We start from the raw sequence: 14151 nt of genomic DNA, 5'->3' as shown, positions 1-14151 counted from the left end.
TTCCCCCTACTGCTTGCGCGTGTATTCTGATTGGATTTTCCACCACCTTTTACTCCCCACAACTCCTTCTGTTATTACTTTACTTGGACTTGTGTGTACACCGTAGCCTACAAGGAGAGAGGCTTTAATTTTTCCCCCTTCCCTCGCAGGGAAGGGGGTTAGGGGGTTAGGTTTTACGTTAGCTTTTCCACATAACGTGAAAAGTCAGGCTTATTCCCCCTGCTCCCTGCTCCCTTCCCCCTTCCCCCTTCCCCTCTGCCTCTTCGGTAATGGGAACATGGGGGAATCATCGCCGTCACTTATATTACAAACCCTGACCCATTAGACTATATGATTAAAAATATACAATTATTTAACAAACCTTAAAGTTGCTTTATTATAATATTTACCGTGGTGTGAGTTAAGTTTTGGAATTTAATAACGATGGCTACTGCTACATCTACTGTTTCTGAACGAGAGTGCCAGGCTACCTGGACACGTCATTTAAATAAGTCTTACTACCAAGATGACCAGCAAGTTAAACTGATGGATTTGCAAGCAGAGGTAGATTCTCTGTTAGAACAATTACAACATCTAAAAGAACAACGTTTAGCATCCACTAACAAAGCAGAATAACTTTTTTGCAACGATCGCTCTCGTCATCTGCTTTATTTGGCAGCTTCTACATAATGAATCTTCACTTTCAAGTCTAGCGATCGCTATCATTACTTGATAAAGATTGTGTGAAGACATCATAAACAACTTTAACATTATCCAGCAAAATTAAGATATGGGGGCGAAGAAAATTTTTCGCCCCCATAATTTTGGAAGTTAATCATCGGTATCTGGCTGTGACTCAGAATCATCAATTGTGTCTATTTGAGGATTGAGTTGCTTTGTCAGACTTTGAATATAGCGGAGATTGGCTGTAGAGATTTTTGGTTGTTCCCGTAACCAGGAGTTGGCTTTTGTTTCCCCCTGCTGGACTGTTAAAATCAATGCTCCCCAAGCTTGGACGGCTGTTCTATTAGGGTTAACTTGCGTTGCGGCTACTACTCGTCGCCATAACCGACCTTTGTCTGCTTTTAACAAGATGGCTACTTCTTGTGCATTCTGTGGTGATGCGCTAAATACCTGCAAGGCTTTTTCCCAGCGACCATCAATTAAATCTGCTAGCACTTGTTGGCTGGGACTAGCCCATGTTTTTTCAGCTTGGGCTTTGGTAATTTGGGAGTGGAGACGAATCAAGTCGAGTTGTGCTTGGGCGGCGGCTGGTAGACTATTTTTTCGTTGTTTCTTAATAGATGTTAACCACTCGAAAGCTGGAGACCATAAGCCATTGCGGCTAAATAATAGAACGCTTTTATAACTAGAATCTTTCAAGACGGGGTTTTGCAGAGAAATTTCTTCGAGTTGGATGGGATTGAGATATATGTTTACAGATTTGACTTGATAGACCTGTAATCGTGGTTCTAAACTTATTGTTTGATCAATAACTAATTCTTTAGCTTTACTACCTGTTACTTGTTCCCATTTAGGTATGTGTCCACTAGGACTTGTCCAAGACAACATTGGTTGTAAGTTAGTACGTTCTGGATTGTAGTAGACAATTTGACCATAGGCGATCGCATAATTTTCTTGTTGTCTGTATCCTCGTAAATTCAACCAGACTCCTGCTGCTGGTGTTCCGGCTTCAAAGCGATGAACTTCACTCAACGGTAAAGGGTTGGTGACATCTGGATTTTCTGATGTAGTATCTACCAACGGAGCGATCGCAAATGATTCTTCTGGCCCAGTAATTGGTAGACTATTTGCCAAACGATAAAATTTTTCTGGCTGTGCGCTGTATTGTAAGTTTTCTAACTGATAAACCCTGAGTTCGATCACCTCTTTACAGTTAGATAGACAGTTGGGACGCTGGCGCAGGACTGGTAAGACAAATGATTTTTCCTCATCATCTAGAGGGATTGTTTCACCTGATATTTGTTGTTTTTGACTCAAGCTGACTTGAATTTGAGGGATGGTTTGGGGATTTTCGCTGTGGTCAAAGGGAATATGCGCCCATTCTGGGAGAAAATTATTCAGCCAGACTACCTGTTCAGGCTTAAATATCAACATAAAACCAATCCAAGTTGCACTCAAGACTAAACTAGCCCCAGTCAGCAAGATGGCGATCGCAATTATTGACGATAGTTTATAGGATTTTGATGGAGAAATTGCTTTCTGTGTCTGAGTTTTATCAATGCTTCCACCACCTTCTTTTTTCAAATTGGTACTACCTACCTGTTTTTGTTTGAGTCGGGGTTTCTTTGCTCCCACATCAGACTGATTTTGGCTAGAAGATTTTGGCGTTAGCTTGCGCGAGCGATTTGCCATGTTATTTCTCAGTTTATCTAACGTATTAATTGATGTTTATTTTTTCTTTTATACTCTTGCTTTGATTAGTTGCCCATAAGTAGAGTAGTTTAATTTTCTACACAAAAAAGATGGACTGTTATTTTCGGCTTTCTTTTGTATCAGTGACTTTGGCTATTCTATCCATGTTTACGCAAAACAGAGATTGTAGATTAGTTGACTCAGCTATCTTAGATATGATTTATTGTCTTAATAAAGAAATGTATAAAAATTTCATGCAGAGACGTAGGGGAGGAGACTTGCATGGTGAGGTAGTCTGATCTTCTCGGCTTCCCTGGGAAACGCCATAGGAACGCGTAGCATCTCACAGACAGAAGATGCACTCAATGGGTTTCCCCAGGAGGAACGGCCAAAAGGTTTTCCGGACTTGTTCGTGTAGTGTGTTGTTCGCTTCAGCGTCCCGTTTGTTTGCTAAACTTCATCAGGGCTGAATTGGGGAGGAGAATGTATTAGTTGTTAAACCGCCTGCTCTCCCATTCTGAGAAAATTCCTGGTAATAGAATCGAGCGATCGCTTGTTACATCAATTGGGAAATTGATTGCCATCCAATTGCATTTTATGTTACTAATTAGCTTATACTCAGAGGAATATTAAAAATAAAAAAATGCTATTTTCTTACTATCATCATTCCTCATTTAGATAAATTTTCTGCTTGAAACTTTTGCATTTAGTTTTCCGAATATCCCTACAAAATTTATATGCCGCAATTGTCTACTCATGATGTAGAGATACCAATTCACATCTCTGCTAAAAAAATTACACAACGTTTAATTATTATAATTTTATGTCTTACCATAACTGGTGTTATTAGTGGTTATTTCTGGGTTACCCAGTTTCCATTTCCAAGCTCAAAATGGTTTTATGAAATTTTTAGCCTTGATGAAGAGTTAAATATTCCTGCTTGGTATTCATCATTCATGTTATTATTTTCTGCGGGTTTGTTAGCGGTAATTACATCAATTAAAAAGACAGATAAATATTTTATTCATTGGAAAAATCTATCTTTAATATTTCTTTTTCTCAGCATAGATGAAGCATTTAGTTTACACGAGATTTTGATTATTCCATCTTTAAGACAAGTATTTAATTTCAGCCCAATATTCTTTCAAACCTGGGTTATTTTTGGAATTCCTGCGGTTATATTTTTTGGATTTAAATATTTTAAATTTCTCCTACATTTACCTAAGAAAACTCAATATTTATTTATAGTTGCCGCAACTTCTTATGTAGGCGGATCTCTCGGTATGGAAATGGTAGGCGGGCTTTTAAGAGAATATTTTAGTAGGCTGGGTATAATAACAACAATTGGCATAGTGATTGAAGAATTGCTAGAAATGATAGGAATTGTGATTTTCATCTATGCGCTGCTAACTTACTTAAGTAGTTTGAAAGAAATTATTAATCTAAAAATTTATATATCTGAAAAGTAGAGTTAACCGATTCAATTGGGAAGCTTTAATTAGTGCATAAAACATAGTTTTTCTGAAACATTTCAGTCTTACCACGCCACTACCGCTTGAAGCAATTTGCTAAAAGCTAAAAGTGGTACGAATAGCACCGATAAAGATATCATTGTTGCTGGAAATATGACCAGGGTCAGTGACAATAAAAAAGCCAGGAGTGATGGCGATGTTGTTGTTGACCAGATAGCGGTAAAAGACTTCGTAGTGAGTTGAATTACCAGTGTCTGCCGTTGGGATTAATACACCGTTGTTCAATTTTGGTGGTAAACCGTAGAGGAAGCCAAATAAGTCGCCTCTTCTACCGAAGGGGTCGTATATACCTAAGGAAACAGTGTATGTGCTGCTGAGAACTACTGCATCTGATTTGAGAGAATCTGTCACCATGACACCACCCCAAGCGCCAAAAACTAATTTATTAGTTAGTTGCCATCTCATACTAGCGTTGAGGGCATGAATTTGAGAGGGTTCGTTGATTCCTCCGGAAGTATCGGCGTTGCTGCTACCTGTACCAGTATCTAACTGACCGTTGCTGGAATAGGCGTTGACATAAGCTAAACCTGTGATTAATGAGGGTGTTGGCTTGTATAAAAGCTGCAATCCTAAGGCGCTATGGTCTGCACCAAAAAAACCCTGCCTATTATCGCTGCTACCTCTTGTACCATAGGCAAATTGCAAGCGGATTTCGTCTGAGAGTAACCAGTCAAAACCTAAACCCGCATCTAAACTGCCAATTCTGAAAATGGGGGTTGAACCTGCAAATGCAGATATTGCTCCCTGTCCTGCATCGGCATAGATTGAATTAGGGCTGAGTACACTGCCTAAGTTAAATCCTACAGGTTTGAAGGTGAAAACGACGCGATCGCCTAATCCAGCGACTCGATATTCAACGGAATTTAATCTGATTTGATTATCATCATTTGCTTGCCAAGCAAGTCTAGCCATGTTGGTATTAAAGGATTGGACATTTTCAAAGCTATCATTGGCAGCGTTTCCTGATAGTAAACCGACTCGAAAACGGTCTTTACCTGTGAAAGAAGAAACTAGTTGTAGTTGTGTTAGGTAAGTAAAAATTGTGTTAGCTTCTCCATCACCCGGACGGTTCCCACCAGAACCACCTGCTAGTCCGAAGATAGTTTGTCCTCCTAACACTACATTAGGAGAAAATCGTTGCGCTTGAATATCAGCAGTACGAGCTTCTATCGCATCAATTCTCCCTCTTAAGGTTGCTAATTCTGTGGCAAATTCTTCTTGAAGTTTTTGTAGGGTTTCTAAATCATTATTGGTGATTTTTTCTGTTAAACCAGCCACCATTAATTGATTAATTTTATCTAAAGCTGCATTTAAGCCGGCAGCAAATTCATGACGAGTGATGGCGCGATCGCCTTGAAATGTACCATTAGGATAACCTGCTATGACTCCATAACGTTCTACTAATGATTGCAAGGCTGCAAAAGCCCAATCATTCGGTTGCACATCAGATAATTGTGATACTGATGTCACCTGTGCCATCTCGTTATTAGGTGATGCGTCTGTTGTCGCTATTTGCCCATTAATAGCCTCTATCCTGGGATAGGATGGGGTTTCAACAACAGATTCATTCAAAATATCAGGTTCAAAACTTTCTTCTTTATGGGTGGTTTTCTCTCCTGCTCCCTGCTCCCTACTCCCCTGCTTTTCACTTAGCGATCGCCATTTTTCTTCTACTATATTTTCAGCTAAAACAGGAATATTTAAGCCAAATATTCCTAATCCAGATAGTAGCAATAAAATTATTTTATTTTGCATCACTTCCCACACCTGATAACAATTCCCACGTTTAATAAGTTATGTGATTTCCCTCTTTAATTTCCCACTACCAAAGTTAGCGATCGCGGGCAATACCTGTTGTCAAACTACCACGATAAGGAACTCCTTCTTGGGGTTCCTGACCGTTTACAGCAAAAACTTCTATTTGGGTTATTTGACCGTTAGCATTAATTACTGAACCACTGGCATTGTTACCACTTAATCCAGCCCTATTAGATACGCCTGTATTACCGCCGATGTCGATAGTTCTCTGATCAAAATCTACTGAAATATTAGTGGGAGAGTTGGGATTATTATCAGGAATAAACACTGCGGTGTTTCCTTGGGTTCTATAAAAAATACCCTGGACAACTTGCGGGTTAGCAATCCTCACAGAAACTGCTGGACGAGGATTCAAATCACCTTCTGTACCGTTAAGAGCATCTGCTAAAAATGTTCTAGTAAATCCTCTAAATCTTTCAGCTTGTCTTCTCAAAGCGGCTAATGTTTCTATTCTTACAGCTTTGATTGTTTCTTGTACAGGAGTAGTTTCTTGGGCGACTAAATTTTCATGTCCAACGCCCAGCCCAGAAGCTAAGGTAATAGTTTTATAAAAGGCTGGCAAGTCAAATTCTTGAGAATTTCCCACTAAGCCATTTTTCACTGCTACTGTTTGACCACCAAGTAAAGCAACTGTTTTTCTACCTCCCTGGTCTGTGATTTTAATGTCTCCATCAGTCAGGGCAAAAACCTGAGTAGTTTTACGCTCTTGATCATGTATTACCATCACTGCACTAGCTTTTTGTGCTGGTGCATATAAATCGTTATTTTGACTTAATTTTGTGCTTTTATGATTAGCAATGAGAGTGGGATTAAGTTTGGTATCCGACGGACTGGAGGCGATCGCTGGATTTGCTGCGAAGATAGTAATCTGACTTTCTGGCGTTTCTACTGCTGTCCCTACACTCCCCGGTGGACTCAAAATTAAGGCTGTACCACTCTCCAATTTAAATATCATTTCATTCAGGGCAATAAGATTTCGCAACTTAAAGCGACGCAACCCTGGTTCAAAGCGAAAGATACTACTTTGGTCTACGCGAATGAGGGATTTATCATTAAAGAATAGCTGCGCTTGTGAACTCACACCCGTCCTGACTGCATCTTTGGGAACCACAACATCGTTAGGTCTTGCTGGGCGTTGAGTTTGGTTGTGCAGTAGTAGTTCCACAATCTTAGTGAGTTTGTAAACTTCGGCACGAGTAAGAGGCTGATCCGATTGAGCTAACGCTGGAGTTAGCCAAGATAACGTGATCACAGTGCTAATCAGTAATTGTCGCTGTAATGACCAAATCTGCCATCTCATCAAGGTTTACCTTAAATGATGTTAAATATACTTATATTGACTCGATTTTATAGTACACAGTTTCATATTATTTTTCCTTTTTTTATATTAAGTTTAATTAATGAAAGTCTAAGAGGGTGTTTGAAATAGTGCTGACTAAAAATGAAGCCACAAATTAAAAGCCCCCATTATATGCAGAAGTCCGCTTTGATTTTGGTTCGCGTATCGTAGTATGACCATACTGATTTGTGAAATCAAGGGAATAGGGGACAGGGAAAAAGTATATGAGGTATCCTGAATTTTTAAGTGCAGTTGCAGGCTATACCAACAATAATCAAATCTGATTCCTATATCTAATTTTCTGAATTACGAATTATGATTAAACTTAGTCAGGTAAGTAAGGTCTACAAAACTGGTACAGTGGCTCTGCAAGACCTGAATCTAGAGATTCCAGAGTCTCAATTTGTCAGCTTGGTGGGGGCTTCTGGTTGTGGTAAAAGTACAGTGTTGCGATTAATTGCTGGACTAGGAAATGTCAGTTCTGGCACTATTGATTGGGGTATCACAGAGGCACAAAAAAAACTAGCTTTTGTTTTCCAAGATGCAGCACTCATGCCTTGGGCAACAGTTAAAGATAATATTCGCCTACCACTACAATTAACGGGAATATCTCCACAAAATTCCCATATTTTGGTACAGCAGTCACTAAAATTAGTCGGTTTAGAAAGTTCTGCACATAGCTATCCCCGTCAGTTATCAGGGGGGATGAAAATGCGCGTATCCATTGCTAGGGCCTTGGTGACACAACCAAAAATTTTACTCATGGATGAGCCTTTTGGGGCATTAGATGAAATTACGCGCAGCAAACTGAACAGCGATTTACTAGATTTATGGCTACAACATCGCTGGACAGTGGTTTTTGTCACCCACAATATTTATGAAGCCGTGTATTTATCGAATCGGGTGTTAGTTATGGGAACAAGCCCCGGACGTGTGGTAGCCGATATTCAGATAGATGCACCTTACCCTCGTGGTGATGATTTTCGTACCTCATCGGTGTATAACGATTATTGCCGACAGGTTTCACAGCATTTAGCTAAAGCGATGAATTATAGCAGTACTAAACTGTGAAACCATAACGGGCAATTTGGTAAATTTTGAATTTTGAATTGATTCAATGTTGTTTATTCGTCGTCCTGAATCAAAAAGTAAATATAAAAAATCTATCTCAGCAGAGGTTTTAGCCCCAATATTAGTTGGTGTATTAGCACTAATTTTGTGGGATATATTCGTGAAAGTGACACAATTACCTCCTTATATTCTACCCAGTCCCTTATTAGTAATACAAACCCTAATTGCAGACTGGCACGAACTTTTTCCCTCATTATTAATTACATTCCAAATTACAGTTTTTGCCTTTATTGCTGCGGCTATTTCTGGTTTATTGACTGCAATTTTATTTACTCAAAGTAAATGGATTGAACGCAGCTTATTTCCCTATGCAGTCATTTTACAGACAACACCGATAGTAGCGATCGCACCCCTCATAATCCTTTGGCTAAAAAATAATACCTTTGCCGCCCTAGTAGTTTGCGCCTGGATAGTCGCCTTCTTCCCCATCGTCTCTAACACTACCCTCGGACTCAAAAGCGTTGACAGAAACTTACTCAATCTCTTTCAACTATATAAAGCATCTCGTTGGCAAACCCTAATTTATTTGCGCTTACCTAGTGCCATGCCCTACTTTTTAGGTGGGTTAAAAATTAGTGGCGGTTTAGCACTCATTGGCGCAGTCGTCGCCGAGTTCGTCGCTGGTACTGGTGGAGCAAAATCAGGCATTGCTTACCGTATTCTCATCTCCAGCTACAATCTACAAATTCCCCGAATGTTTGCCGCCCTACTCCTCACTACAGGCTTAGGTGTACTCATTTTCATCAGTTTGAGTGTCTTATCTGACTTTCTATTAGGTAAATGGCACGACAGCGCCGTTAACTATGAAGATTAAGATTTTCCAACCCAGAGAAACGTTAAGGAAAGCGCAAAGTCACGCCAAGTTAAAACTCTCTGCGCCTCTCTGGGTAAACCACCGCGTCACTCTGGGTTAAAAAAAAGGATATAAATTATGACATTAGATGCTTTAATTAACTCCCTCAAAGATATCGAAACTATTACTGACCCCCACCAAGTAGCAAAATTATCCCAAGACTATCACACCTTTAGCCCAGTCCTAGTCCCCAAACTAGCGGGGAAAGTCGGTGATATTGTAGTACGTCCCGCCCATGAACAGGAAGTAATCCAAGTTGCAGCTATATGTGCAGCACATCGTGTACCAGTAACTGTGCGGGGTGCGGGGACGGGAAACTACGGACAATGTGTACCTCTGCATGGAGGCGTAATTTTAGATACAACAAAATTACAAAAAATCCTGTGGGTAAAGCCAGGTGTGGCTAGGGTAGAAACTGGCGTGAAGTTGGCAGCCTTAGATAAGAAAGCGCGAGAAATAGGCTGGGAAATGCGGATGGAACCTTCAACCTATCGCACAGCCACAATAGGCGGTTTTGTCGCTGGTGGTAGTGGTGGCATTGGTTCAGTACAATATGGTTTATTAGGCGATCGCGGTAATCTTTTAGCATTGCGAGTTGTCACGCTAGAATCAGAACCCCGTGTCATAGAATTGCGTGGCGATGATGTGCAGAAGGTTAACCATGCCTGGGGCATTAACGGTATTATTACGGAAGTAGAAGTTCCCCTGGGGCCTGCCTATCCTTGGGCAGAAGTCATTGTCACCTTTGATAACTTCATCACCGCCGCCCAGTTTGGCAAAGCCCTGGCGAATGCTGATGGTATGATTAAAAAATTAGTTACCATCTTTGCATCACCAATTCCCCAATACTTCCATCCGCTACATTCATACATCCCCCAAGGAACTCACCCAGCATTTCTGATACTTGCTGAAACTAGTTTAGAGTCATTACCTGGGTTAGTACAGCAATATGGCGGAAAAATTACTTACCAAAAACCAGCCGAGGAAGTAGGTAAAGGCTTGAATCTGGCTGAATTTACTTGGAACCACACCACCTTACACGCCCGGAATGTAGATAATTCCATCACATACTTGCAAAGCATAATTCCTGCTAATCAAGACTTGCAGTTAGTAGCAGATTTATATCATTACTTTGGTGATGAAGTAATGATCCATTTAGAATTCATTCGAGTTAATGGTGCAGTAGTACCTGCGGCTTTGCAACTTGTGCGCTACTCCACGGAAGAACGCCTCAATGAAATTATCCGCTACCACGAGGCTAAAGGTGTACTCATTGCCAATCCGCATACTTACATTATCGAAGACGGTGGTAGGAAAGTTATTGACCCTGAACAGTTAAAATTTAAGGAAATGGTTGACCCTTATGGGTTAATGAATCCTGGCAAAAGTAAAGTGTTAGAATTTAAGGCTCAAAAAAGGAGCTAGAGGTTAGAGGAAACAAAAGATTTAATGATAAGAATTTTATACTAATTATAAGTAGAGGTTTATTTTTGATTAAAAATTGCTGCAACATTAGCAATTACGAATTACGAATTACGAATTACCAATTAGCATGATTGACATTGACGGTTCCTACGGCGAGGGAGGCGGACAAGTCCTCCGCACATCCCTAAGTTTAGCCGCTATCACTGGTGAACCCATACGCATTACAGGAATTCGCGCCGGACGACGAAAGCCTGGTTTAGCAGCACAACACTTAACAGCAGTGCGGGCGGCGGCGAGAATTTGTCATGGGCAATTGCAAGGTGATGCTTTGGGTTCTACGATGCTGGAATTTATCCCAGGTGGTGCGGTGCAAGCTGGAACCTATAGTTTTGATGTCAGTGAAGTACAGCAAGGTGGTTCTGCTGGGGCAATTACTCTGGTTTTACAAACAATTCTCTTACCTCTAGCCCTAGCAGAAGGTGATTCTCAAATAATCCTCCGGGGTGGAACTCATGTTATCTTTAGCCCGACAATGACCTACATTGAGCAAGTCTATCTGCCGATGTTACGCCGTATGGGAATCAAGGCACAAGTCAAATTAGGTGCTTGGGGATGGTATCCCAGGGGAGGGGGAGAGGTAAATTTACAGGTGAGAGGAGGTTGTCAACTATACGGAATCAACTTACTGGAAAGGGGAGAATTAAAGCGGGTACAGGGATTAGCAGTGGCGACAGAACTACCAGCACATATTCCCCAACGGATGGCAAATCGTGCCGAGAATTTGTTACGCACAGCAGGGTTAAGGGTATCTGTGCAAGCATTGCGCGAAAAGGGTGTTGCACCAGGTGCAGGGATTTTTTTAACGGCTGAGTATCGGAATAGTTTGACGGGGTTTGGTGGTTTTGGTCGTTTGCGGTTATCGTCTGAGAAAGTAGCAGAAATTGCTTGTGAACAACTATTGCAGTTTCATCAAACTGGCGCACCAGTGGATGAACACCTAGCAGATCAATTATTATTACCTGCGGCTTTAGCTTCAGGGGTAAGTCAGTATCAAGTAGCTGAGGTGAGTACACACCTGACAACTAATGCCGCAGTCATTGAAAGGTTTGGGCTAGGAAAGATTACTGTCAATGAAGCGAAAAAAGTTGTAGCGATCGCCTCTAAATGAGTAATGAGTAATGAGTAATGAGAGTTAGTAGGGTGCGTCAGTATGAATAATTTCTCGGTATAGCTAAGTTTTCTCCCACTGACGCACCCTTGTATATTTTTTTATTTGCGAATTGCGAATTGCGAATTGCGAATTGATATTACTGTCCTAGTTCTTTAATGTTGTTCATTGCTTGCTGGTATAAATCATTATTGTTTTGTCTTTGGAAAATCTCGGCTGCTCGTTGCAAGTCTTCTAGCGCTCCTTGTCTGTCACCTTGGGCTGCACGGGCATTGCCTCGGTTGTTGTAGGCGGGGCCGAAGTTTGAATTGAGGCGGATGGCTTGATTGTAGTCAGATATGGCTCCTTGTCTGTCACCTTGGGCTGCACGGGCATTACCACGGTTGTTGTAGGCGATCGCATATCTGGGGTTGAGGCGAATTGCTCGGTCAAAGTCTTGGATGGAGCCGCTTTTGTCTCCTTGTACAGAACGAGCGTTACCCCGATTATTGTAGGCTTCCGCGTAGTTGGGGGAAAGGCGAATCGCTTCGTTGTAATCGGTAATGGCTCCGGCGTTATCACCCAGAGAAGCGCGGGCATTTCCCCGGCTGTTAAAAGCTTCGGCATCGTTGGGGGAAAGGCGAATTGCTTCGTTGTAGTCGGCGATCGCTTTTTGCTTGTCTCCCAAATCAAAGTAAGCTAATCCTCGCCCCCTGTAGGCAGCACTATAGTCAGGATCTATATTAATAGCTTGATCATAGGAGGCGATCGCTGCTTGCGAGTCGCCCTGAGCGTGCTGTCTTTGCCCTTGAACGTACAATTGCCCAGCCTGGGAATTGTTGGTTGTACGACGACTAGGAGGAGTTACCCCGATTTCTGTCACCAACACATCTTTGTTATTACTACAGGAAACGCTGGTAATTGCGCTCAGTGCGGTAAGCACACCTATAGTTAATACTCTTTTTAACTTCACCCACCCTTGCTCCAATAACCACCGTTTCATAAGTTGCCCTAAACCGCCATGATAACTGGATGAAATTAGTACCAAATTTAGTTAATTATCCAACTAAATATTGATTGTTACTGTATACAGATATCCCCAGTCAATCGATTTTGGATTTTAGATTGCCGATTTTAGATTGAAAACATCTGTTAATCTAAAATCTTAAATCTTAAATTTGCACTGTCACTTGACGTGCTTATCTCTCTTACCCACGGTTTAATTAACAGTTAATTACTGTATCAATCGGGAAATTTAGCAAATAAATTATTTCAGTATAAAATTTACTACCTTATGGGTGTCAGTTGTTTTTGATGTGGTTTAATTCCCTGTTCCCCTTGGGTAAGCATACTGTAAGATTTCTCCGCAAAATTAGCTGTAAAATATTACGAATTACGAATTATCCGGATTACTTTCCTGATTTTTCAGAGTTAGCCGCAAATAAGTATTTTCATCGATATCTACAGATAATTGTTCGAGATTTTCCCCTAAATCTTTTTGCAGTTTCTGGGTTAATGTCACCGGAAAATCTAAACTAATACCTTGAGTTTGTACTAGGTTTGACAGTTCGTTAAATGGCACTTTTACAACTTTGCGTGCGTAACTCGTCAACTTATAAGCAGAAGTCTCTGAAATATTCTGAGCCTGCATAGCTTTTTTCAATCGCTCTTGCAGATGCTCATATTCAGAATTTAACAGCTTCCACTGTTCTTCAATTTGAGTGAACCGCGCGTTGAGAACTGTTAAATCTTCTGTTGCTGGTTCAGGGTTACTTTCTGCTTGTAATTCTAACAAACGCTGATGGATTTGAGCAAGGTAAATACAATCTAAATAAGCATATTCTATTTGTTCTTCAGTCAGGGGTCGCTGTCCCCAATTGCTACCTTGTTCTTGTTTATCAATATTATTAAAATTACGTAATACTGTAGCTAAAGTTTGCAGTTGATAATTGGGTATAGGTAAAAGATAATAGGGGATTTTTTTGGCGATTTCTAAAGTACAAGTAATATTTTTAGCTTGTTTATTACCGAGTAATTTCACATCAAAACTAGCGTTGTGAAAAACTTTTTCAATATGAGGATTGACCATGATTCGCTCAACAAAATCAGCAATGATATCCGGCTGATCTAGTACATCTAGAAGGTAAACGCGATCGCCACTCATATCTTCAGGATCATCTAATACCTGAATCAGCGATAATCTAGGATTACGGCTCTTATAATCAGCGACTTCGGTATCAATCCATAAAGTGGTAGCTTGAGTATATTCAGTGACTATGGCAAAAATTTCCCGAGCATCAGTTAAGTATGGCATTGATTGATATTTCCTGATATTTATAGTAAAAATCTCTCAAATTAACAACATAAAACCCAGATAGACCAAGCTGTTTTCCATCTAGAATCCAAAATGGTATAGCAGTAGCCAAATAGATGAGAACGCCCTCTAAGCATTAAAGACAGATACCAAGAAACTTTCAAGACTATCACCTCTAACCGATGTAAACCAAATGATGATTTTGCAAAAAAATTCCCACCCAAGCATTCGCCTGGG

The 14151-nt window shown here is 40.7% G+C and carries 11 protein-coding genes; 6 read left to right on the top strand and 5 right to left on the bottom strand.

The window, feature by feature from the left end; all coding sequences use genetic code 11:
* Positions 1-423 precede the first annotated feature (423 nt).
* Positions 424-615 (top strand): hypothetical protein, encoded by a 192-nt coding sequence (locus tag H6G18_RS16305; RefSeq protein ID WP_190408149.1) that lies wholly within the window; start codon positions 424-426, stop codon positions 613-615.
* 195 nt (positions 616-810) lie between these two features.
* Here the strand turns inward: H6G18_RS16305 and H6G18_RS16300 are convergent, their stop codons facing one another.
* Positions 811-2355, bottom strand: coding sequence for a hypothetical protein (locus H6G18_RS16300; RefSeq protein WP_190408148.1), 1545 nt, complete (start codon positions 2353-2355; stop codon positions 811-813).
* Between the two features lie 737 nt (positions 2356-3092).
* Between H6G18_RS16300 and H6G18_RS16295 the strand changes: the two genes are divergently transcribed.
* A complete protein-coding gene (locus tag H6G18_RS16295) occupies positions 3093-3824 on the top strand; it encodes a hypothetical protein (protein ID WP_190408147.1) in 732 nt (243 codons plus the stop codon).
* Positions 3825-3923: 99 nt separating this feature from the next.
* On the opposite strand, the gene H6G18_RS16290 is transcribed toward H6G18_RS16295, so the two are convergent.
* A complete protein-coding gene (locus H6G18_RS16290; protein WP_190408146.1) occupies positions 3924-5642 on the bottom strand; it encodes an iron uptake porin in 1719 nt (572 codons plus the stop codon).
* Between the two features lie 76 nt (positions 5643-5718).
* A complete protein-coding gene (locus H6G18_RS16285; protein ID WP_190408145.1) occupies positions 5719-7005 on the bottom strand; it encodes a hypothetical protein in 1287 nt (428 codons plus the stop codon).
* Between the two features lie 354 nt (positions 7006-7359).
* Here H6G18_RS16285 and H6G18_RS16280 point away from each other — a divergent pair, with 354 nt between their 5' ends.
* From H6G18_RS16280 to rtcA, 4 genes are all read left to right on the top strand, one after another.
* Positions 7360-8115: an ABC transporter ATP-binding protein gene (locus tag H6G18_RS16280; RefSeq protein ID WP_190408144.1), complete on the top strand. Its 756-nt coding sequence runs from the start codon at positions 7360-7362 to the stop codon at positions 8113-8115.
* Between the two features lie 46 nt (positions 8116-8161).
* A complete protein-coding gene (locus H6G18_RS16275; RefSeq protein WP_190408143.1) occupies positions 8162-8989 on the top strand; it encodes an ABC transporter permease in 828 nt (275 codons plus the stop codon).
* A 117-nt stretch (positions 8990-9106) separates the two neighbouring features.
* Positions 9107-10453, top strand: coding sequence for an FAD-binding oxidoreductase (locus H6G18_RS16270; RefSeq protein ID WP_190408142.1), 1347 nt, complete (start codon positions 9107-9109; stop codon positions 10451-10453).
* A 127-nt stretch (positions 10454-10580) separates the two neighbouring features.
* On the top strand, positions 10581-11621 hold the full coding sequence (gene rtcA, locus H6G18_RS16265; RefSeq protein ID WP_190408141.1) for an RNA 3'-terminal phosphate cyclase: 1041 nt from the start codon (positions 10581-10583) through the stop codon (positions 11619-11621).
* Between the two features lie 139 nt (positions 11622-11760).
* On the opposite strand, the gene H6G18_RS16260 is transcribed toward rtcA, so the two are convergent.
* Positions 11761-12603, bottom strand: coding sequence for a tetratricopeptide repeat protein (locus tag H6G18_RS16260; protein WP_190408140.1), 843 nt, complete (start codon positions 12601-12603; stop codon positions 11761-11763).
* A gap of 390 nt (positions 12604-12993) precedes the next feature.
* Complete coding sequence (locus tag H6G18_RS16255) at positions 12994-13914, bottom strand: ribonuclease D (RefSeq protein ID WP_190408139.1); 921 nt, start codon at positions 13912-13914, stop codon at positions 12994-12996.
* Positions 13915-14151 lie beyond the last annotated feature (237 nt).

Source organism: Anabaena subtropica FACHB-260 (assembly GCF_014697105.1).
Lineage (GTDB): Bacteria > Cyanobacteriota > Cyanobacteriia > Cyanobacteriales > Nostocaceae > Trichormus > Trichormus subtropicus.
Note: the sequence above shows the minus strand (reverse complement) of the source record. Positions and strands in the feature narration are given on the sequence as shown.